The organism is Glycomyces paridis (assembly GCF_004912155.1).
Lineage (GTDB): Bacteria > Actinomycetota > Actinomycetes > Mycobacteriales > Micromonosporaceae > Glycomyces > Glycomyces paridis.
This window is the reverse complement of the sequence record NZ_STGX01000001.1, coordinates 128,847-150,339: the sequence shown is the minus strand read 5'-3', so window position 1 is coordinate 150,339 and position 21,493 is coordinate 128,847. Positions and strand designations below refer to the sequence as shown.

General features: G+C 73.4%; 19 protein-coding genes. 8 read left to right on the top strand and 11 right to left on the bottom strand.

Going from position 1 to position 21,493, the window contains the following annotated elements:
* Positions 1 to 741 precede the first annotated feature (741 nt).
* The 5 genes from nuoK to htpX all read left to right on the top strand — a co-directional run bounded on the left by nuoK (position 742) and on the right by htpX (position 7,660).
* A complete protein-coding gene (nuoK, locus tag E9998_RS00620) occupies positions 742 to 1,107 on the top strand; it encodes an NADH-quinone oxidoreductase subunit NuoK (RefSeq protein WP_136527769.1) in 366 nt (121 codons plus the stop codon).
* Positions 1,104 to 2,912: an NADH-quinone oxidoreductase subunit 5 family protein gene (locus E9998_RS00615; protein WP_136527768.1), complete on the top strand. Its 1,809-nt coding sequence runs from the start codon at positions 1,104 to 1,106 to the stop codon at positions 2,910 to 2,912. The genes nuoK and E9998_RS00615 overlap by 4 nt, the downstream gene beginning before the upstream one ends.
* A 229-nt stretch (positions 2,913 to 3,141) precedes the next feature.
* Positions 3,142 to 4,791: a complex I subunit 4 family protein gene (locus E9998_RS00610; RefSeq protein WP_240037443.1), complete on the top strand. Its 1,650-nt coding sequence runs from the start codon at positions 3,142 to 3,144 to the stop codon at positions 4,789 to 4,791.
* Positions 4,792 to 6,570 (top strand): proton-conducting transporter transmembrane domain-containing protein, encoded by a 1,779-nt coding sequence (locus tag E9998_RS25755; protein WP_204745175.1) that lies wholly within the window; start codon positions 4,792 to 4,794, stop codon positions 6,568 to 6,570. It abuts the gene before it with no gap.
* Positions 6,571 to 6,796: 226 nt separating this feature from the next.
* On the top strand, positions 6,797 to 7,660 hold the full coding sequence (gene htpX, locus E9998_RS00600; protein ID WP_136527767.1) for a zinc metalloprotease HtpX: 864 nt from the start codon (positions 6,797 to 6,799) through the stop codon (positions 7,658 to 7,660).
* Positions 7,661 to 7,784: 124 nt separating this feature from the next.
* Here the strand turns inward: htpX and E9998_RS00595 are convergent, their stop codons facing one another.
* The 11 genes from E9998_RS00595 to E9998_RS00545 form a co-directional block, all read right to left on the bottom strand.
* On the bottom strand, positions 7,785 to 8,099 hold the full coding sequence (locus tag E9998_RS00595; RefSeq protein ID WP_136527766.1) for a DUF2516 family protein: 315 nt from the start codon (positions 8,097 to 8,099) through the stop codon (positions 7,785 to 7,787).
* A 44-nt stretch (positions 8,100 to 8,143) separates the two neighbouring features.
* Positions 8,144 to 8,245, bottom strand: coding sequence for a 30S ribosomal protein bS22 (locus E9998_RS00590; protein ID WP_081687713.1), 102 nt, complete (start codon positions 8,243 to 8,245; stop codon positions 8,144 to 8,146).
* 143 nt (positions 8,246 to 8,388) lie between these two features.
* Positions 8,389 to 8,592 carry a helix-turn-helix domain-containing protein gene (locus E9998_RS00585; protein WP_030155806.1) on the bottom strand — a complete coding sequence of 68 codons (204 nt, stop codon included), beginning with the start codon at positions 8,590 to 8,592 and terminating at the stop codon, positions 8,389 to 8,391.
* A gap of 261 nt (positions 8,593 to 8,853) precedes the next feature.
* Positions 8,854 to 10,581: a hypothetical protein gene (locus E9998_RS00580; RefSeq protein WP_136527765.1), complete on the bottom strand. Its 1,728-nt coding sequence runs from the start codon at positions 10,579 to 10,581 to the stop codon at positions 8,854 to 8,856.
* Between the two features lie 136 nt (positions 10,582 to 10,717).
* A complete protein-coding gene (locus tag E9998_RS00575) occupies positions 10,718 to 11,638 on the bottom strand; it encodes a proline dehydrogenase family protein (RefSeq protein WP_136527764.1) in 921 nt (306 codons plus the stop codon).
* 192 nt (positions 11,639 to 11,830) lie between these two features.
* A complete protein-coding gene (locus tag E9998_RS00570; RefSeq protein WP_158299652.1) occupies positions 11,831 to 13,324 on the bottom strand; it encodes a glycosyltransferase family 4 protein in 1,494 nt (497 codons plus the stop codon).
* Positions 13,325 to 13,332: 8 nt separating this feature from the next.
* Complete coding sequence (locus tag E9998_RS00565) at positions 13,333 to 13,893, bottom strand: hypothetical protein (protein WP_136527762.1); 561 nt, start codon at positions 13,891 to 13,893, stop codon at positions 13,333 to 13,335.
* The gene (locus E9998_RS00560) at positions 13,890 to 15,212 is read right to left on the bottom strand and encodes a glycosyltransferase (protein WP_136527761.1); all 1,323 of its coding nucleotides are present in this window, start codon (positions 15,210 to 15,212) and stop codon (positions 13,890 to 13,892) included. The genes E9998_RS00565 and E9998_RS00560 overlap by 4 nt, the downstream gene beginning before the upstream one ends.
* On the bottom strand, positions 15,202 to 15,741 hold the full coding sequence (locus E9998_RS00555) for a hypothetical protein (protein WP_136527760.1): 540 nt from the start codon (positions 15,739 to 15,741) through the stop codon (positions 15,202 to 15,204). The genes E9998_RS00560 and E9998_RS00555 overlap by 11 nt, the downstream gene beginning before the upstream one ends.
* Positions 15,738 to 16,946: a glycosyltransferase gene (locus E9998_RS00550; protein WP_204745174.1), complete on the bottom strand. Its 1,209-nt coding sequence runs from the start codon at positions 16,944 to 16,946 to the stop codon at positions 15,738 to 15,740. The genes E9998_RS00555 and E9998_RS00550 overlap by 4 nt, the downstream gene beginning before the upstream one ends.
* The gene (locus tag E9998_RS00545) at positions 16,943 to 18,436 is read right to left on the bottom strand and encodes a glycosyltransferase family 4 protein (protein WP_136528043.1); all 1,494 of its coding nucleotides are present in this window, start codon (positions 18,434 to 18,436) and stop codon (positions 16,943 to 16,945) included. Before E9998_RS00545 ends, E9998_RS00550 begins: the two co-directional genes overlap by 4 nt.
* 240 nt (positions 18,437 to 18,676) lie before the next feature.
* On the opposite strand from E9998_RS00545, the gene E9998_RS00540 reads away from it, so the two are divergent.
* The 3 genes from E9998_RS00540 to E9998_RS25075 form a co-directional block, all read left to right on the top strand.
* Entirely contained in the window at positions 18,677 to 19,270 is a 594-nt protein-coding gene (locus tag E9998_RS00540; RefSeq protein ID WP_136527759.1) for an acyltransferase, read from the top strand.
* A complete protein-coding gene (gene wecB / locus E9998_RS00535) occupies positions 19,267 to 20,346 on the top strand; it encodes a non-hydrolyzing UDP-N-acetylglucosamine 2-epimerase (protein ID WP_136527758.1) in 1,080 nt (359 codons plus the stop codon). The genes E9998_RS00540 and wecB overlap by 4 nt, the downstream gene beginning before the upstream one ends.
* A 454-nt stretch (positions 20,347 to 20,800) precedes the next feature.
* Positions 20,801 to 21,493, top strand: a 693-nt coding sequence (locus tag E9998_RS25075) for a hypothetical protein (RefSeq protein WP_158299651.1), incomplete at its 3' end; no start/stop codon positions are given.

Here is a 21,493-nt window from a genome sequence, read left to right as displayed (position 1 = left end):
CCGGCGACCCGGCGACCCGGCGACCCGGCGACCCGGCGACCGACAGTAGCCAAGCACATCGGCGGTTCGGATCCGCATTCGGCGCTCGGGCAGGAAGAGCGGCCGGAGCCGCAGTCCCGGCCTACGCCCGCGCCCGAAACAGTCCGTACCTGGCGGAGCCGGGAGCGGCCGGGACGGTCCGCATCCGGCGAAACGGGAAACACCCCGGGCGGTCCGCTTCCGGCACAACCGAAGGTGCCTCGGGCGGTCCACATCCGGCGGGCCGGGTGCGGCCAGGGCCTCCGCGCCGGGTGGAACCAGCGGCGCCTCCGGGTGGTCCGCAGCCGCAGAACCGAAAGCGCCTCAGGCGGTCTACACCCGGCCGGCCCGCGTGCGGCCAGGGCCTCCGCGCCTGGTGAAACCAGAAGCGCCTCAAACGGTCCGCATCTGGCGAGACCGGCGGCCCCCCGGACGGTCCGCGTCCGGCGAAGCCAGCGGCACTTCGGGCGGTCCGCATCAAGTGGATCCGGGGCGCTCGGATTCGATCAACACCGCCCCGCGTTCGGGCCTCGCCGCTCCCTCATCGTCCGCCTCTCGCATTCGGCCGCCATCGGGGACCGTTCACGCACCTTCTTCGCGTCCCTCGGTCGACATGGCGGCGGAATCGACACGGTCGCAACGCTGGACTTCTGGGCGGCCGGTGGTCCAAGATGAGGCCATGCGGCCCCGATCGTCCGAACCCGTCCCCTCGCGGAGGCGCCAGTGCATCCGCTGATCGGGCTGCTCGTCGCCTCCGGCCTCTTCGCCATCGGCCTGTATGGAGTCCTGACCCGGCGCAACGCCGTCCTCCAGCTCGCCGCCGCCGAACTCATGCTCGGCGGCGTGCACCTGACACTCGTGTCCGCCGACGTCGTCCACCGCTCGCTCACCGGGCAGAGCTTCGCGCTGTTCATCGTGGTCATAGCCGCCGCCGAGGTCGGGGTGGGGCTCGCGCTGATCCTCAACCTCTGGCGAGAGCGGGCGAGCATCGACACCGACGACCTCCCCGAGACACCGCCCGAGGACCGTGACGACGGCCTGCGCGGTGCGGCCGTCCCGGCAGGCGACGACGCCGAGGGGGCCCGATGACGCTGGCGCTGATGCTGATCGGCGTCCCCGCCCTCGCGGGGCTCGCCGGGCTCCTCGTGCGCGGGCGCGGCCCGGCGCGCGCCCTCGCGCTCGCCGCACCGGCCGTCGCGATCGTGGTCGCCGCCGCGTGCGCGGCCGCCTCGCCCACCGGGGCGTTCACGCTCGCCGACTTCGGGTCGGTGCGGGTGAGCGCCGCGTTCGACCTCTCCCCCACCGCGAGCGCCGTCGCCCTCGCCTCCTCGACGGTCGCGTTCCTCGTGCAGCTGTACTCGACCGCGTACCTGCGCACCGACCCGCGATACCCGCCGTTCGCCGCGCAGGTCAACCTGTTCCTCGCCGCGATGCTCCTCGTCGTCGCCGCCGACGACCTCGTGCTCCTGCTCATCGGCTGGGAGGTCATGGGCGCCTGCTCATACCTCCTCATCGCCCACTACGCGACCCTGCCGAAGGCGCCGGGCGCGGCGGCGAAGGCGTTCCTGGTGACGCGCTTCGGCGACGTCGCGTTCGTCCTCGGCGTCATGATCCTCGCGGCCGCCGCGGGCTCCTTCCGGCTCAGCGAGATCCGGGACGTGCCCGAGGGCGCGGCGGCCGCGGCCATGCTGCTGATCCTGTTCGGCTGCATCGGAAAGTCGGCGCAGTTCCCGCTCCAGATCTGGCTGCCGCCCGCGATGGCCGGGCCCACCCCGGTGAGCGCGCTCATCCACGCGGCCACGATGGTCGCGGCCGGGGCGTACGTGCTCACGCGTTTGCTGCCGCTGTGGCCCGCCGAACTGCTCGTGGCCGTCGCGGTCGTGGCGGCGGTGACGATGGTCGGCGCGGGGCTGTGCGCGCTGGCGGCGTCCGACGTCAAGGGCGTGCTGGCGTGGTCGACGGTGAGCCAGGTCGGGTTCATGTTCGCGGGGGTCGCCGTGGCGGCCGGGGACGCGGCGCTGTTCCACCTGGTCTCGCACGCCGCGTTCAAGGGGCTGCTGTTCCTGACGGCCGGGACCGTGATCGCCGTGGCGGCCACCGACGGCTCGCTGCGCACCACGCGCCTGCGGCCGGGCGACTCGCCGCCGGCGTTCTGGGCCATGACGATCGGGCTCGCGTCGATGGCGGGCCTCCCGCCGCTGGGCGGGTTCTTCAGCAAGGAGACGGTCCTCGGCGCGGCCTACGAGGCGGGCACGCCCGCCGGGGTCGTCGTGTTCTGGGCGGGCGTGGGCGCGAGCATCCTGACGGCCGCGTACGCCGCGCGGCTGTGGCTGCTCCTGTTCTGGCGCGGCACCGACCGGGAGAAGTCGCGGGCCCGCCTGGCCGGGCCGGAGGCGTTCAGCTTGTGGGCGTTGACGATCAGCACGCTCGGCGTCGGCGCACTGTACTACCGGGGGCCGTTCACGGTGCCCGAACTGCACGGAGACCTCATGGCGCTGCTGCTGCTCGCGACCCTCGGCGGGTTCGCCGTCGTCGGCGACTGGTGGTGGCGCGCCCATCGCCGCGGCAGCCGTTCGGCCACCGACGACCGGTTCGACCCCGCCCGCCTCCTCGGCCGCACCCGCCCGGCCTTCGCCGCCGGACTCTACGGCGAACGCCTCGCGGCCAAGGCGACCCGCGCCCTCGCGCGGGCGGCCAGCCTCGGCGCGCGGGCCCTGGACGAACGCCTCGTGGACCGCACCGCCGTCGAAGGCTCCGCACGCGCAACCCTCGCCGCAGCGCGGGAAACGGCCGCCGGCCACCGCGGCGGCCTCGCCGCCTACCTGCGACTGAGCGCGGCAGGCACCCTCGTAGTCGCAGCCGTGGCGATCGGAGTGAGCCTGTGGCACGGGTAAACGGCACCGCAAGCAGCACCGTGGACGAAACGGCGACCGGAACGCCGACGGCCCGGACCGGTGCGGGCCTGGGATTGTGCGAAGCGGGTCCGCGGCCCGCACCGCGATCGGTCGGTGCTCGGTCGCTCAGTGGTGCGGCTCCGAGGATGCGACACCGGATCGCCGCTGTCCGCTCGCCACTGCGCCTTCCTCGGCCCGATCTCGTTCCCGTCCTGCGAGAGGTGCGCGCATGAACTGGCTGCTGGTCGCCGCCGTGGCGCTGCCCTCGCTCGGGGCGGCGCTGGCCTGGGCGTATCGCGGCGAGCGGCAGGCACATTGGCTCGGGGTCGCCTCGGCGGGCGCCGGACTCGTCGCGGTCGCGGTGCTGCCGTTCGGGCGGGAGGCGAGCGGGTGGTGGCACCGGCTCGACCTCGCTTGGGCCCCTTCGATACACCTCGACTTCGCGCTGGCCGTCGACGGCGTCTCGTGGCCCTTGGCGCTGCTGACCGCGCTCCTCGGTCTGCTGTGCTGCGTCTACAACGCCCTCGGGGCCGAGCGCTCCTCGGCTTCAGCTCCGCTTCAGGTTCCCGCAGCTACGGTTGCGACCGGGGGCCCTTTCCCAAAGGCGGACCGCGCCGTCGGCGTGCCCGCCGAAACCACAATCGCCGCCGCCTCCGCAAGCGGCGGGACCAGGCAGGCCGGGGTCGGGTCGGTCCGAACCGGGCGAACCGCCGGCGCGGAAGCCGGCGAGGCGACCGCCGAAGCAGGCCGAGTCTCGCCGGTGCTGACCTCGTTGCTGCTGGCGGTCCAAGCAGCGTCGACGCTGGTGTTCCTGGCGGACAACCTGGTCCTGTTCTTCATCGCGTTCGAGGCGGTCCTGCTGCCGATGTGGGCGATCATCCACCGGTACGGCGACCCCGCCGCACGGCGGCACGCGGCCGGGAAGTTCGCGCTGTTCACCGTCGCGGGGTCGCTGCTCATGGCGACCGGGCTGTTCATCGCGGTCGCCGACACCGGCACGGCGGGGCTCGGCGCGATCATCACGGCGGGCGGGGTCGGGGAGCCGGTGTCGCTGCTCGTGTTCGCGCTCCTCGCGCTCGGGTTCGCGGTCAAGGCCCCGCTGTGGCCGCTGCACTCGTGGCTGCCGGACGCGCACACCGCCGCCCCCACGGTCGGCTCGGTCCTGCTCGCGGGCGTGCTGCTCAAACTCGGCACGTACGGGCTCATCCGGGTCGCGGGCGGCCTCGCGCCCGACGGCGCCGCCGAGGCCGCGCCGGTCCTGGGGGCGCTCGCCGCGCTCGGCATCCTCGTCGCCGGGCTGGTGTGCCTGAGCCTGCCCGAGCTCAAACGGCTCATCGCGTACTCGTCGGTGGGGCACATGGGTTTCGTGGTCCTCGCGTTCGCGGCCGGGACGGAGGCGGGCGTCCGGGCCGCACTGTTCGGCAACCTCGCGCACGGCCTGGTCACGCCGCTCCTGTTCTTCCTCGCCGGGGCGATCAAGGCCCGCGCGGGCACCGGGCGCCTCAGCTCGCTCGGCGGCCTGCGCCTGGCCGCGCCACGGCTCGCGGGGCTGCTCGGCTTCGCGGCCCTCGCCTCGCTGGGCCTGCCGGGCCTGGCCGGGTTCTGGGGCGAGGCGTTCACCGTGTACGCCGCCGCCGAACGCGGCGGGGCCTGGCTCGCCCTCGCCGCCGTCGCGGCCTTCGGCGCGTTCCTCGCCGCTGCGTACCTGCTGCGGATGCTCAGACGCGTCAGCCACGGGCCGGTCGCGCCCGCGGCGGCCGGCATCGGCGACGTCTCGGCGGCCGAGGCCGCCGTGTGGACGCCGCTCGTGGCCGGGACGCTCCTGCTCGGGCTCGTACCGGGCCCGCTCCTGGCGCTGTTCGCGGAAGGACTGCTGTAGATGCGGGCCCAATCGATCGACCACCTCGCCCTCCTGCCGCTGTACCTCGCCGCCGCCGGAGCGGTCCTCGCACTGTTCGCGGGCCGGGCCGCCAAGGCCGCCACGGGGATCGGCCTCGCCGCCTCGGCCGCCGCGGCGGTCTGGGTCGGCCTCGGGCCCGACCGCGCCACGTTCGCCGTGGACGAATGGCACTCCTATGTCGCCGACGACGCCGCGATGGGCGCCGCCGCCCTCTTCGCCGCGCTCGCGCTCCTCGTCGCGGGCTTGAGCGGGCGCCAGGCGGGCGAGTACTGGTTCCTCCTGGCCGCCTCCGCGGCGGGCGGGATCGCCCTGGCGGGCGCGCGCGACCTCGTGACACTCATCGTGGCCGTCGAGACGCTGACCCTGCCGCTGTACGTGCTCGTCGCCAAGCCCGGCAGGGAGGGCGCCGAGGCGGGGGTGACGTTCCTCATCGCCTCGGTGACCTCCTCGGCGACCGCGCTCATGGGCGCGGCGCTCCTGTACGCGGCGGGCGGGACCGTGCACCTCGGCGGGCTCCCGGCCGGGCTCGACGGCGCCCCCGCGGGCCTGACCGCCGCCGGGCTGGCCCTGCTTCTCGGCGGCCTCGCGTTCAAACTCGCCGCCGCGCCGCTCCACGCCTGGGCGCCGCTCGTGCTCGAACGCGCCCCGCTGCCGGTCGCCGCGTACCTGGCGAGTGCCTCCAAACTCGGCGGCGCGGTCGCCGTGATCTGGATCGTCCACTTCGGACTTACCGACGGCGCGGCGGGCCCGCAGCGCAGCGCCGGGATCGTGCTCGCGGTGCTCAGCGTCGCCTCGATCGCGGTCGGCAACCTCGCCGCGCTCGTGCAGCGGCGGACGGTGCCGCTCCTGGCGTGGTCCGGTGTGGCCCATGCCGGTTACGCGCTCGCCCCCCTCGCGGTCCTCATGACGGCCGCCGGCCGCACCGACGCGACCGCCGCCGCCTCGGCCGCCTTCGCCTACGCCGTGTTCTTCGTGCTCCTGGAAGCGGGCGCCTTCACGGCCCTGACGGCAGTCCGGCCCGGCGATGCGGACGCGGGAGGCGACGATGGAACGCTTCGGATGCAATCGGGACAGGCGACCGGCGCGGTCCGCCCCGGCGTCACCGAGGTGCACTCGGCTTCCGATGCCGCGCCGCTCAAGGCGGGCATGCCGGACGCCGAGGCGTCCGGCACGGGGGCCGACGTCTCGATCCGAACCAGCGGCTTCGCCGACACCGACTATCGCGAGGGACCTTCACGCGCGGTCGTCGAAGTCTCGGCGGCTTCGGCCGCCGAGCGTCGTACCTCGCGGGCACCGTTGGAATCGGGGGGTCCCCCGAGGTCCGATTTGTCGCGAACCGCCACAGGCGGAGGCGTTCATGTTCCCCGCGATGGTGGAACCATTCAGGTTCCAGGGGAAGGCGGGCGGATCGCGGAGTTGTCCGGGCTGCGGAAGTCGGCGCCGTTGCCGGCGTCGGTGCTGGTGCTCGCGGTCGTGGGACTGGCGGGGCTGCCGCCGGCGCTCGCCGGGACCTTCGCGAAGGTCGCGGTCCTCGAAGTACTCGCGTCTTCGGCGGTGTGGCTCGCGGTGGTCGTCGCCGCCGGGGCCGTGGTCGGGCTCGCCTACTACCTGCCGCTCGCGCGCACCGTACTCCTCGGCCGGGCCGCCGCGACCGGGAAGGGCCGCTTCGCGCTCGAAGTCACGCTCGTCGGGCTCGCGCTGGCCGCCGTCTCGCTCGCGCCGCGCCTCGTGCTGGAGTTCACCACCTTCACGCAGTGAGCCTCGCCCGGATTCCGCCGCCGGGCAACAGACCGGCCGGATTCCGCCGCCGGGCCGACGCTCGCTCGGCCGCTTCGCGACCGCGGGCCCCGCAGCCGAACCCGGTGGCCGTTGTGTCTCCAGTGCCGGAGTTCACGGTCGTTTTGCAGTGAACTCCCAGTTCAGGGGGAAATACTGAGGGTGATCGGGGTGTTCTACTCCCCAAAGAAAGGGAAACCCAGCCACCATGAAGCATCACAACGGCCTCAAAACGGCGGTGCTGCTCGGCGCGATGTCGGCACTGGTCATCGCCATCGGCTACGCGCTCGGCGGCTCCACCGGGATCGTCATCGCGGCGGTCATCGCCGTCGCCATGAACGCCTACGCGTACTTCAACTCCGACAAGATCGCCCTGCGCGCGATGCGGGCCCGGCCCGTCACCGAGGCGGAGGCGCCGCAGCTGTACGCCACGGTCAGGGAGCTGGCGCAGCGCGCCGGGCAGCCCATGCCGCGCCTGTACGTCTCGCCGACGATGCAGCCGAACGCGTTCGCGACCGGCCGCAGCCCCGAGCACGCGGCCGTGGCGGTCACCGAGGGCATCGTGCAACTGCTGACGCCCGCCGAACTGCGGGCCGTGCTCGGGCACGAGCTCTCGCACGTCTACAACCGGGACATCCTCATCGCCTCGGTCGCGGGCGCGCTCGCGGGCATCATCACCATGCTCGCGAACCTCGCGATGTTCCTGCCGTTCTTCGCCTCCGACGACGAGGACCGGCCGAACCCGCTGGTGCTGCTGCTGACGATGATCCTCGGCCCGCTCGCGGCCGGGCTCATCCAGATGGCCGTCTCGCGTTCGCGCGAGTACGAGGCCGACGCCTCCGGCGCGCGCCTCACCGGCGACCCGCTGGCCCTGGCCAGCGCGCTGGAGAAGATCTCGGCCGGGGTGGACCGGTACCCGATGCGCGCCGACAGCCGCGTCGCGGAGCAGTCGCACCTCATGATCGAGTCGCCGCTGCGCGGCGGCGGCATGGCGAGCCTGTTCTCGACGCACCCGCCGACGGCCCAGCGGGTCGAGCGGCTGCGGGCGATGGCCCGCGGCGTCGTCCGTTAGCAAGGTCCGGGAGCGCCCTCCAGAGGACGGTCCGGACACGACGAATGCCGCGCCGGCGCTGCCGGTGCGGCATTCGTTGCAAGTCGGCGATCGCCTCGGCGCGGTGCGCCGGTGCGGACCCGCGTCAGTAGGTGCTGCCGCCCAGGTCCTTGATGCCCGAGCGGACGTCCAGGAGGTACACCAGCGAGGCCCCGATGGCGATGAGCACGAAGAAGCTCGGGCGCCCGTAAGCGCCGAAGACCAGAGCGAAGACCGCCCCGAGGATCAGGATGAGGATCCAGGCCCCCTTCGAGAGGGTGCCGACGACGTTGAAGGCGTCGGCCTTCTGGACCGCGCAGTGGACGCATGCGATCAGGCACAGCAGGACGGCCCCGAACCGGATGATCTGGGAGACCAGACTCCGAATCTCGAAGGCGAACACGGCATCGAACTCTGGCATGTGGCCCAGCCTACCCGCAGGTGCTCAGGAGCCGGTGGGCTCGGCTACTTGCCGAGCTTGCGACGCTGAACGCGGGTCTTGCGGAGCAGCTTGCGGTGCTTCTTCTTCGCCATGCGCTTGCGCCGCTTCTTGATGACCGAGCCCATAGAGCTTCCTCACAGATGTTCACTAGACGATACTTAGAGCCCGACCAGCCTAGCTCGCCCGCCCGGAGCCCCCCGCGCCGGGCGAGTCGGACCGCAGGCCCCGTCACAGCCGGTGCGTGGCGGGACCCGTCGGGCCGAGGGGTTCAGTCGTCGGTCTGGAGCGCCTCGGAAAGGTAGGTCTTGACGGCGCTCTCGGGGACGCGGAAGGAGCGCCCCACCCGCACCGCCGCGATCTCACCGTTGTGGACGAGCCGGTACACCGTCATCTTCGAGACGCGCATCAACTCGGCCACTTCCGTCACCGTCAAGAACTTGACCTCGTCGAGGAGGTCCCCGGGTTCGCTCATGTGTCTCACCGTTCTGTCGAGGGCTGTTGCGAGCACTTACGCAAGGACGTGGGGTTGTGTGATGTATTAGAGGTGCGGTGGACGCGAATGCCCATATGAACCGAAACAAGTCGGTCGTCACTAAGCGTGACGTTGATGTATTTCGATTGGGATGTTGCTCATGTTACGGCAGTCCGGGCCACCCGGCAACACCCGATCTCACACGGTCTGGGCGCGGAAGGCCGTAATCTCCTCCGCCGCTTCGGCACGTCCGGGCGCGGCTCACACGGTCTCGGCGATGAACGCCGTGATCTCCCCCATCAGGTCCGCGTAGCTCTTGCCGTAGACGTCCTCGGCGGCGTCGGCCGCCGAGCCGCCCTCGCGGGCGGTGGCGCCGAAGAACTCGGTGAACTTGTCGATCCCGTACTCGTCGATGACGTAGTGGACGCCGAGGAACCCGCAGCCGTACTTGCCCGAGCCGGCGAGGGTGTCGTCGTCCTGGTCGGGCGGGAGGATGTCGCTCTCGCACCCGCCCTGGCCGACGTAGTCGCGCACGTCCCACAGCCGGTCGTACTCGTCGAGGGACTTGTCGCCGTGGTCGATGTACTCGGCGACGCCCTCGACCATCCACCAGGTGTCGTCGGCGTAGCGCTCGGAGGGCGCGGCCCACAGCGTCACCGCGTGACCGAGCTCGTGGCGGATGACGGAGGTCAGGCCCGCGCCCCAGCCGGTGCGGTCGACGCCCATGACGGTGGCGTACGTCGAAGGCTGGCGCTGGCCGTCCACGGTGCCGGTGAGCGGCAGGGCGAAGCCGAGGACGTCCTCGGAGTCCCAGCCGCTGCCGAACCAGGTCTCGAACTCCTCGTCGCTGGCGATGTAGATGACGTACCGGTCCGGCTTCTCCCAGTGGGCCCACTCGTCGGCGTTCTGGGCGGCGGCCTCGGACACTTCGAGGGCCTCGTCCAGGCGGTCCTCCATGGACACCGGGACGGCGGTGACGGTGCGCTCGCCGACGGCGGCCACGAGGTCGGTGACCTCCCAGGGGTGCGGGCCGTCCGAACCGGACTCGGAAACCTCGATCATGACCATGCCCTCGTCGCCCGCGCGCCAGCGCGTGTTGAAGGCGATGTCGGCGGCCTTGCAGGTCTCGGCGGGCTCCACGAAGCAGTAGGAGACGGCGACGGAGACGTCGTACAGCGGGACGGCCCCGGAGTCGTCGGCGAGGGGGCCCGAGGCGATCTGGTAGTCGAAGCGGGAGACCTGCATGGCGGTGAGCGAGTTGAACCGGCCGGTCATCTGCTCGTGCAGGGTCGGGTCGTAGGCGGCGAGCCAGCCTTCGAGGCTGCCGTTGAGCAGCGACTGGGACTGGGCGTCGAGGACGAGCTGCGCCTGCTCCTTGAGGTAGGCGAGGATCTCCGACTGGGGCGCGTCGGGGCCGGGGCTGGGCAGGGTGCCCTCGCCGGGTTCGACGGCGGGGCCCTGGATGGAGCCGGTCTCGGCGGCCAGGAGGTCGGGGCGCCAGCCGTTGGCGAAGGCGCCGCCGAAGACGGAGGCGGCGACGAGGAGGAGCACGACCAGGACGGTGGCGACGCGCGAGCGCTTCGGTTCGGGGCGCGGGGCGTAGAGCGGGACGTGCCCGCCGGGCCAGGGCGGCATGGCGCTGACCGGGATCGGTCCGGGCGGGACGGCCCCGGGGTACGCCGCGGCGTGGGCGGCCTGCGGGTGGAGGCCGGGCTGGGCGGCCTGAAGGTGGGGTCCGGGCGGGGCCATGTCGACCGGGAGCGCCGAGGGCGGGGCGGTCGGCTCGGGCATCGGCGGGGCCGGGGCGGCGTGCGGGATCGCCGCGTCGCCGGCCTGGGGCAGCACGGGGCCGGGCGCGCCCTGCTGGGCGTCGGGGGCGGGGCGCTGGCCGGGCACGAGAGGAGCCGGGCCGAACGCACCGGGCCCGGATTCGCCGGGGCGGTCGCGTTCGGGGGTTTCCGGGGTGAAGTCCTCGGGGGCTTGAGTCACGTTCGCAACTGTAGTCGCCGATCGCTAGCCGCGCGAGACGCGAGTGGGGTTCGCGCCCTGGCCGGGGCGGCCGCGGCGGCGGACGCGAAGGGGCCGCGCCGAAGTCGCCTCCGGCGCGGCCCGCGCGTCGGTTCGGTCAGGACTTGGTCCACAGGGACCGGGCGAAGACGGCCAGGTTCGCGGGGCGCTCGGCCATGCGGCGCATGAGGTAGCCGTACCACTGGTCGCCGTAGGGCACGTACACGCGCATCCGGTAGCCCTCGCCGGCGAGGCGCAGCTGCTCGGCGGGGCGGATGCCGTAGAGCATCTGGAACTCGAAGGTGTCCTTGTCGCGGTCGTACCAGCGGGCGCGGTCGATGCCGATCTCGATGAGGCGCGGGTCGTGCGTGGCGAGCATCGGGTAGCCCTCGCCGGCCATGAGGGCGTTGATGCAGCGCACATAGGAGCGGTCGACGTCGAGGCTGCGCTGGTAGGCGACGGTCTCGGGCTCCTTGTAGGCGCCCTTGCACAGGCGGATGCGCGACCCGGCGACGGCGTGGGCCTTGCAGTCGTCCTCGGTGCGGCGCAGGTAGGCCTGGAGGACGGCGCCGGTCGACTCGTGGTCGGCGCGCAGGCGCTGCACGATCTCGATGGTCGAGTCGGTGACGGTGTGGTCCTCCATGTCGACGGTGACGGTGGTCCCGGCGTCGGCGGCGGCCTCGCAGATGTCGCGGGCGCGCTCGTAGGCCAGTTCGGCGTCGATGCGCTGGCCGAGGGCGGAGAGCTTGACGCTGACCTCGGCGGCGGCCGAGAGGCCCTCCTCCTTGAGCGCGGCGAGGAGGCGCAGGTACTCGTCGCGGGTGGCGTCGGCCTGCTCGACGACGACCGTGTCCTCCCCGAGGTAGTCGAGGGTCGCGAGCAGTCCGTCGGCGGCGAGGGTCCGGGTGGTGGCGACCGCTTCGGCGGTGGTCTCTCCGGCGACGTATCGGCGCACGAGCGAGCGGCTGACCGGCGCTGTGCCGACGAGGCGCTCGATCTTCGATGACCGGGCGGCGGCGAGGATGACAGAACGCAGCATGAGTGCAGCGTAGCCGTCCGCTGTCGCCGATCAGGTCACAGCGCGATAACACATGATCTTGGGCATTGGAAACCGCGATCAGAAACCAGAGTGATCATCTACTTCCAAGGCCCGCGGCGCCTCGGACCCGCCGATACACGGGCCCGGGCGCGGGCGGCGGACCGGTGTCGGTCCGCAGTGGACAGTCCTCGGTCAGTCCAGGAGGCGGTGGTAGAGGGTCTCGTAGTGCTCGGCCTGGGCCTCCCAGGTGTAGCGGTCGAGGAGGTCGGGGTCGGTGTAGGGCTTGCGGTAGGTCTCGGGGGCGACGAGGACGGCGGTGAGGGCGCGGGCGAGGTCGGCGGTGTCCTCGGAGGCGAAGGACTCGCCGATGCCCATGTCCGCCACCGCCTCCGACATCGCGCGGACGTCGGAGACGACCACGGGGATGCGGGCCTGGAGGAACTCGAAGAACTTGGTGCTCAGGGCCACCTCGTGGTTGACCGGGCCGCGCCGCAGGGGGTGGACGCCGACGTCGGCGCTGGCGAGGAACGCGGGGAGCTCGGCGTAGGGCACGTAGCCCATGAGGTGGAGGCGGTCGGCCGCGCCCGCCGCCTCGGCGGTCGCTACCAGGCCCTGCACGTACGGGGAGTCGAGCGTGTTGATCACCAGCGCCACGTGGAGGTCGGGCAGGAGGGCGAGCGTGCCGACGAGGGTGTGCAGGCCGCGCGGTTCGGCCGCGCCGCCACAGTAGACGGCCAGGGGCGTCTCGGCGGGGAGGCCGCAGGCGGCGCGGACGCCGGGGGCCGGGGCCGCCGAGGGCGTGCGCGGCGGGGTGTTGAGGACGACGGCGGGCCGCTCGGCCAGGCCGTGCTCGGCGACGAGGAGGTCGGCGAGCGGCTCGGAGACGGTGACGACCGCGTCGGCGCACTTGAAGTACTCGCGCTCGTAGAGCGTCTGGGAGGCCAGCCAGCGGCTCCCGGCCGGGTTGGTGATGCCGGGGACGAACTCGTGGGCGTCGTACAGGAGCCGGACGCGTTCGCCCCGCGAACGCGCGCGGGCGACCGCCCGGGCGCCGACGCCGATCATGCGGTAGTCGTGGGCGTGGACGAGCGCGGGCCGCAGCGCCTCGATGAGCGGCCCGTATGTGACGTCGTAGCGCAGCGGCGTCGGGTCGAGCCGGCGCCAGGCGCCGTTGCCCGCCAGGGCCTTCCACATGGCGGCGTCGAAGGTCTGGAGGCGCCCGTGGGTGCGCCTGCCGCGCCACCGGAAGCCCGCGCGGGTCTGGCGCACGCGGGTCTGGAGGAAGCGGCGCCGGACCTTCCCGGCGAGGTCGCGCATGGGCCGGGGCAGGACGCCGCGGGCGCGGGCGCCCGGCGCGAAGGACCGCTGGACCTCCTCGGTCTTGGAGATCCCCACGTCCCGCTGGACGACGTCGGCGAGCCCGTTGTTCTTGTACATCAGCGGGAACCGCAGCCGCATGGCCCGGTCGAGCAGGGACTTTCGGGCGGGGACGGCCTCGAGCGGGAGGCGGTGGACGGTGGCGGCCCCGAGCGCGTACTCCTCGGGCGCGGGCGTGGTGCTGCGGCCGATGAGGTGCACGTCCCAGCCGTAGTCGGCCATGGCTCGGGCGGCCTTCTGGACGCGGGAGTCGCCGTCGACGGTGTTGTCGACGAGCATGACGACGCGGGGGCGTCCGGTGGGTTCCATGGTGCTCCTCATGGGGCTGGCGCGGGAGGGTCGTACAGGGTGCGGTCGAGGCGGCGGGTGACGTCGAGACCGGGGCGGCGGCGCGCGAGCGCCCACCCGAAGGGGACGGCGGCCTCGTCGACTACGACCACGCGTTCAGCGCCGTCGAGGCCCAGGTCCCCGAGGCGGCGCAGGGCGAGGCGCCGCAGCGCCTGGCCGCGCACCACCTTGTAGGCGGGCCAGAACAGGCGGCGGCGGATCGTGCGGGCGGCCTTGGCGTGCAGGGCGGCGCCCTTGCCGCAGGCGCGCCCGGCGGGGCCGGGCAGGCGCCCGGCGGCGCGGCGCAGCAGCACGCCGGGGCCTTTCTCGACGAACGCGAGGTAGAGCCACACGAGGGGCTGGCGGTGCTCGGCGGGGCCGACGGTCACGGCCCGGGCGGCGGGGTGGAGGTCCCTGCCGGGCCCCCAGCCCTGGCCGCCGGAGGCGGACAGGACGGTGACCTCGGCGCCCGCGCCGACGGCGGCCTCGACGTAGGCGTTGACCTTCCGGACCTGCCCGGCGTTGAAGACCACGACGACGACGCGGCTCACCTGCGGCCCCCGGCGAGTTCGCGAGCGCGCTCCTGGAGCGGGCGCAAGGCCGCGTCCCGGGTGAAGGCCGCGCCATAGGAACGCGCGGCCCCGCGGGTCTCCTCGTCGGCGCTCCTGGCGGCGTCGCCGGCCTCGGCCATCGCGCGGGCGACCTCCTCGGCATCGAGGCGCTTGGGCCGGAACCACAGCGGATAGTCGCGCAGCATCGGCTCGGCGGCGCTGCCGGGCTCGTGGACCGACACGATCGGCTTGCCGACGGCCATGTACTCGAAGATCTTCCCCGAGGTCACGTACTTGGAGCCGCCCGCGAGGAAGACGAGGACGTCGGCCTCGGCGTAAGCCTCGCCGACGGCGGTCTTGGAGACCGGGCCCCGGTAGCGCACGTCGCCCTCGCCGTCGAACTCCAGGCCGAAGTCGGCGCGCAGCCGCGCCGGGCTGTGGGTGAAGAACCCGAGGTGGCCCCACAGGTCGAGGGTCGCGTCCGGGTGGTCGCCCGCGGCGGTCATGGCGCGGAAGCCGTCGACCATGCACCGCACCGGCTGGTTGACGGTGAGGGTGCCGACGTACGCGTACGAGAGCGGGCCGGTCCCGGGCGCCCCGGCGGCCAGGGGGTCGAGGCAGTCGGGGTCCCAGCCGTTGGGGACGGTCATCATCCGCTCGGCGGCGGCCGGGTAGCGCTCGGCGTGCCAGTCGCGGAGGGCGTCGTTGACGAACACGGCGGCGCCCGCGCGGGCCATGACGCGCCGCTCCCACTTCCAGGCCGGGTGGCCCGGCGGGTACGCGTCGGCGTTGGCGAACAGGTCGAGCGTCCAGGAGTCGCGGTAGTCCATGATGTACGGCAGCCCCGTGAGGCGCGAGATCGCCCACGCGGCCGCGAAGGACGCGAACGGGTTCCCCGTCGCCAGGACCAGGTCGAACGGCTCGCGCCGGTGGAGGCGGCGGGCGAGCGCGACCGCGCGGCTCGCCCAGGAGTGGTAGACCTCGGGGAAGACCCGGCGCAGCTTCCACTCGTGCAGGCGCCTGGCGGTGGCGGGCGCGTTGCCGCGCAGGCGACCGTAGCGGGCGAGGTCGGTCTCCCACGCGAAGAAGTCCATGCCGGGGGCGAGGACGGTCACGGCGGGGTCGACGCCGTCGGCGAGCGCGGGGTCGGTGGAGCCGGTGACCTCGTCGTAGAAGCGGTCGGGGGCGCGCATGACGGTGACGTCCCAGCCCGCGGCGGCGAAGTGGTCGGCGGTGGCGCGGGCCCGGTAGACCCCGGAGGCCCGCGAGGGCGGGAAGTAGAACGCGAGGTAGAGCAGGCGGGGACGGTCAGCGGACACCGTCGGCCTCCAGGAAGGTCTCGTAGGAGTAGGTGGTGCGCAGGCCGGGGCGGCGCGCGAGGAGCGCAGGGAGGTCGTCGGCGAGGAGGTCGACGGCGCCGGGCTCGCCCAGGACGATCCAGTCGTAGTCGTGCGCCTCGATGAGGCCCGTGAGGGTGGCGAGCCGGTAGGCGGTGCGCATCGACCCGGTGCGGCGGCGCCTGCGCCGCTCGATCGGGTGCGCGACCCGGCGGTCCCAGGCGCGCAGGACGCGGTCGGCGGGGCGGGTGAGCGGCCCGATGCGCAGGCGCCGCAGCACCGCGCGCGGCAGGCGGCACAGCAGCCAGGTGACGATCGGGTTCTCGCGGGCGCGCAGTTCGTTGGGGCGCAGCCAGAACACGGTGACGCGCGGATCGACCTCGTGGTCGTCCCAGTGGGGCCTGCGGTCGGCCACGAGGTGGACCTCGTGGCCGTCCTCGGCGGCCAGGCGCGTCTCGGTCTCGATGGCGCGGTAGCGCTTGGCGATCGGGGTCGCGTACAGGATCTTCACGGCGCGGGCTCCTCGGCGGCCCGGTCCCAGGCCTGGAAATGCTGGCGGGCCACGGCCTCGTAGCCGTAGCGGCCCGCGAGGACCTCGCGGGCGCGGGCGAGGTCGAGCCCGGTGCGGTGGCGCCCGCGCAGCTCGGCGAAGCCCTTGGCGAGGACGGCCGGGTCGTCGTCGACGTCGACGAACTGCCCGGCGGCGGCCTCGACGCCCTCGAGCGCGTGCTCGGGGCCGCCGCTGCGGGTCACCAGGACCGGGATGCCCGCGGCGAGGGCCTCCACGACGACCATGCCGAAGGTCTCGTGGCGGCTGGTGTGGACGAGCAGGTCGTGCGCGGCCATGATCCCCCGCACCTCGTCGGGTTCGACCGCGCCGCGGAAGTCGACCGCCTCGGCGGCGCCGAGGTCGGCGGCGAGCGCTTCGAGGTCGGCGCGCCCGTCGCCGTCGCCGACGACGGTGAGCGTCAGGCCCGGGTCCTCGGCGCGGGCGCGCGCGAAGCCGCGCAGCAGGTGGTCGATGCGCTTGCGTTCGGTCAGCGTCGACACCGAGAGCCAGCGGCGCAGGTCCCGGGGGGCCTCGGCGCGGGGGGCCCGGAAGTCGATCGGGTTGGCGATGAAGCGGATCTTCCCGGCGTGGTGGGGGAAGACGCCGGCGACGAGGTCGCGCAGGGGCTCGCCGACGACGAAGTAGCCGTCGAGGCGGTCGAGGATCTCGTCGTAGCGGTCGCGGGCGCCCGGCTGCGCGAGGACGTCGGCGAGGAACGAGGCGTGCTCGGTCGCGAAGACCTTCGCGCCGGGCGCGGCGTGCTCCAGCGCGGCCCACCCGGCGGTGAACGGCACGTGGGCGTGCACTATCGACGCGTCGATCGGCTCGCCGCCGAGGGCGACGCCGAGCCAGGACGCGAACTCGTCGGACTGGGCGCGCCAGTCCTCCAGGGGCGGGGCCATGACCGGGACGCGGTGCAGGACCGCGCCGGAGGCGGTGGCGATCGGCGGCACCGAGCGCGGCAGGAGCTCGCGCTGGACGCGCCAGACCGTCTCGCGGCGCTCGGGCGGGCGGATCACCGTCCACAGGTTGAGGTGCCACACGTCGAGGCGCTCGCAGCCGGGCGCGACGGCCTCGACCATGGAGCGCACGAACGAGCCCCGGAACGGCACCTGCGCCTCGGGGTACCAGGGGGTGACGACGGCGACGCGCCGGCCGGCGCTCACGCCGCCGCCCCGACCGCGACCGGCGCCGGCCCGATGAGGCCCGCGTACACGCCGGTGAGGGTCTCGGCCTGGCGCCGCCAGGTCCACTCCTCGAGCGGCACGCGCCCCTCGTAGGCCTCGCGGTACCGGTCGGGGTCGGCGAGGACGGCCTCGACGGCGCGCACGAAGTCGGCGGTGTCCCCGGCCCGGAAGACCTCGCCCTGCCCGGTGGCGCGGACGGTCTCGGCGACGGTCCTGACGTCGGAGACGACCAGCGGCAGCCGGGCGTGCGAGTAGTCGAATATCTTGGTGTGCAATGAGATCTCGTGGTTCTGGTGGTGGAGGACCGGGTTGACGCCGATGTCGGCGGCGGCCACGAACGGGACGACCTGCCGGTAGGGCAGGTGCGGCAGGAGGTGGAGGCGCCCGGCGACGCCGAGCTCCTCGCCGCGGGCGACGAGGTCGCGCACGTACTTCCAGTGGTGGCGCGAGAGCATCAGCACCGCATGGACGTTCGGCAGGGCCGGGAGCGCCTCGACCATCGTGTGGATGCCGCGCTGCTCCAGCGGCGCCCCGGAGTAGACCATGAGCGGCGTGTCCTTCTCGACCCCGCACAGCTCGCGCAGGTCGGGGACGTCCTCGGCCTCGGCGAGGCCGTCGGTGTCGGGTGCGTTCATGACGACGGCGGGTCGCCGGGCCAGGCCGTGCTCGGCGACGAGGAGGTCGGCGAGCGGCTCGGAGACGGTGACGACCGCGTCGGCGTGCGGGGCGTGCTCGCGTTCGTGCGCTAGCTGGGCCGGGCGCCACCACGGGTGGTCCTTCCAGGGCTTGAGGCCCGGGAGGAACTCGTGCACGTCCCACACGAGCTTGACGTCCCGGCCGCGGGCGGCGGCCCTGACCTTCGCGCGGGCGCCGACGCCGAGCATCTGGAAGTCGTTGGCGTGGATGAGGTCCGGCTCCAGTGCGTCCACGACGGGCCCGAAGCCGAGTTCGAGGTCCCACAGCGCCGGGTCGAGGCGCCGCCAGGCCCGGTCGCCGAGGACGCGCTGCCAGAACGCCCCCGCGACGCGTTCGGGCAGGCCGGTGGCCTTGGCGCGCTTGGCGTCCAAGCGGTCGGTCGCGCGGGCGCGCAGGCCCACCCAGCCGCGGGCGGCGGTGACGGCGGCCCGGCGCGGCAGCAGCGCCGCCGTGCCGCGCCCCGCGCTCGCGCGGCCCGCCCGGAGCGTCTCCAGGTCGGCGCGCCAGGCCCGGACCTGCTTGCGGCGGTAGTCCTTCAGCGGCCCGGGCGGGTACGCCAGCGGCGACCGGAGCCAGGCGCGGCGGACCTCGTGGCGGCGGCGGTCGAACACGCGGCCGACCTGGACCAGGCGCACCGCGGCGCCGCCGAGCTCCCACTCCTCGGCCCTGCCGGTCGCGCGGCCGAGGAGGAACACCTCCCAGCCCGCCGCCGCGGCCGATTCGGCCTCCTTCTGGACACGCGAGTCGCCGACCACTCCGTTCTGCACCAGCATCACTATTCGCCGGGGTCTGACGCTCATCGTTCCTCCGAGTCGCACGGTGGACCACCGCAGGGGGACTTCATTGCCGCCATCGTACGCAACAGGGTCGTTCAACTGGTGTTTCCCTAAATTTGGGCCCATGTGAATAGTCCATTCGCATCGAATTCTCTTGATGTCGCCGCGGTTTTCCAATGCGCTTCCACTCGTATAATCGGCCGCGCACCACTCAACCGACTCACACAAAGGCTCGGAATGCGATACAGCGTCCAGGAATCCGCGCAAGTGCACGCCAGCGCCGAGATAGGGCCCGGCACCGGCGTCTGGGAACTCGCCCAGGTCCGCGAGGGGGCCCGGCTCGGCGCCGACTGCGTCGTCGGCCGCGGGGCCTACATCGGCACCGGCGTGACCGTCGGCGACCGGGTGAAGATCCAGAACTACGCCCTCGTGTACGAGCCCGCGCGGCTCGCCGACGGCGTGTTCGTCGGCCCCGCCGCGGTCCTCACCAACGACCGCAACCCGCGCGCGGTGAACGCCGACGGCGGCCGCAAGGGCGCCTCGGACTGGGCGGCCGTCGGCGTCGACGTCGCCGAGGGCGCCTCGATCGGCGCCCGCGCGGTCTGCGTCGCGCCGGTGCGGGTGGGCCGGTGGGCGATGGTCGCCGCCGGGGCCGTCGTCACCCGCGACGTCCCCGACTTCGCCCTGGTCATGGGCGTGCCCGCCAAGCGGGTCGGCTGGGTCGGGCGCGCGGGCGAGCGGCTCGAGGACCTCGGCGAAGGGCACTGGGAGTGCCCGGTCGACGGGACGCGCTTCACCGAACGTGAAGGCGCGCTGGAGGAGGCGTCGTGAAGGTCCTCAGCGTCGTGGGGGCCCGCCCCCAGCTCGTCAAGCTCGGCGCGGTCGCCAAGGCCTTCAAGGGCACCGGCCACGAGCACCTGGTCCTGCACACCGGGCAGCACTACGACCCGGGCCTGTCGGACGTGTTCTTCGCCGAGTTCGGCATCCCCGAACCGGACTTCCACCTCGGCATCGGCTCGGGCGGGCACGGCGCCCAGACCGGCGCGATGCTCGCCGCGATCGAGCCGGTCCTGGAACGCGAGCGCCCCGACTGGGTCCTCGTCTACGGCGACACGAACTCCACGGTCGCCGGGGCCCTCGCCGCCGTCAAGCTCCACTTGAAGGTCGCGCACCTGGAGGCGGGCCTGCGCTCGTTCAACCGGCGGATGCCCGAGGAGCACAACCGGGTCCTCACCGACCACTGCGCGGACCTGCTGCTGGCGCCCACGGCGGAGGCCATGCGGCACTTGGCGTCCGAGGGCCTGGCCGACCGTTCGGTCCTCGTGGGCGACGTCATGACCGACGTGTGCTTCGCGACCAGGGACGCCGTGCTCGGCCGCGGCGAGGCGCGGCCCGCGCTGCCCGCGTCGATCGACACCGCGGCACCGTTCCTCGTCGCCACGCTCCACCGGGCCGAGAACACCGACGACCCCGGGCGGCTCGACGCGCTCCTGTCGGCGCTCGCGGACCTGCCGGTGCCGGTGGCGCTCGCGGCGCACCCGCGCCTGCGCGCCAAGGCCGCCGCGGCCGGGATCGCGATCGAGCGCGGCGCGGTCGCCGTCTGCGACCCGCTGCCGTACGGCGACCTCGTGGCCGCGGTGCTCGCCTCCACAGGGGTCGTCACCGACTCCGGCGGCCTCCAGAAGGAGGCGTACCTGCTCGGGCGCCCGTGCACGACGCTGCGCACCGAGACCGAGTGGGTCGAGACCCTCGAAGGCGGATGGAACGTCCTCGTCCCCGACCCCGCGCGCGTGGACGACTGGCGTGCCCTCGCCACCCGGCCCGCGCCGGACGCGCCGCAGGGCGCGCCGTACGGGACGGGCCAGGCGGGCGCCGAAGTGCTCGCGGTCCTCGCCGAACGGGCCTGAGCACGAGGAACGCCCCGGACCGATGGTCCGGGGCGTTCGGTGTCCCGGCAGCGGTACGTGACGGTCCGTTTCGGGCGGGGTTACTGATGGCGGCGACACGGGGTGGGGATTGGGTTCGGGCGCGTGGTGTGTCCGGGCGCCGCCGTCGTTGCGGTTACCCCTGGCAGCGACAAAGGGGGATCGCCTTCGGGTCCCCGGCGTGTCCGGGCGCCACCGTCGTTGCGGTTACTGAAGGCGCCGATGGCGAGCGGTCCGAACGATCAGGGCCCGATGCCGCCCTCACGGCCCGATCCGATTGCGGCACAAGCACTCCCGGTCGTGGCGTGAAGGTCCTTCATGGAATATCCACCCGTTCGGGTGATGACACCACCACTACACTATGTCATCATTGAATCACGCACAAAGAACCGAAAACAGCACGAACAACCGAGAAGACTGGAAGGAGGCGACACCAATGAACTCCCCCGAAGCCACCCACACCCCCGCCCCTTCCCGCTACGCCCCACCGCCCGCACTCGTGACCGACCGCCGCACCCGGGCAGCCGAGATCCGCTCTACCCTCGATGGCGCTGCTGCCGCGATCAACACCCAGCACGCACAAGTCCTGGCGGCGGTGATCGCGATGCGAGACCAGAACCTGCACCGCGACCAGTTCGGTTTCTCCGCACTCCGCGACCTGCTCCTGGCCGAGTTCGCCTTCACCTTCGACACCGCCGGGCAGGTCGCGGCGATCGCCCGCCTCTCCCGCAAGTTCACCCACCTCACCGCAGCAGCAGTGTCGGGGCAGGCCCGGATCGACCGGGTCGCCTATGCGGTGCGCCAGTTGGACAAGACCCCCGCGATGCGCCTGTTCGCCCGCACCCCCTTCCGCGCACCCGTCGCCTCCCCCTTCGATGGGGCGGTGGCGTGCACGACGCCTGAGGCCGTGATCAGCGAGTACTGCGCCCACGCCACCTTCACCGAACTACGGTCCCACCTCGACGGTCTTGCCGCCTCCCTCGCCGAGGAGGCCGAACTCCTCGACGGCCTCGGTCAGGAAGCACTGCAACGCCTCGACCTCACCGAACAAGGCAACGGCATGTGGTCCCTCGAAGCCACGTTGACCGAGGCAACCGGGCGCTTGTTCGACAAGTATCTGAAGACCGCG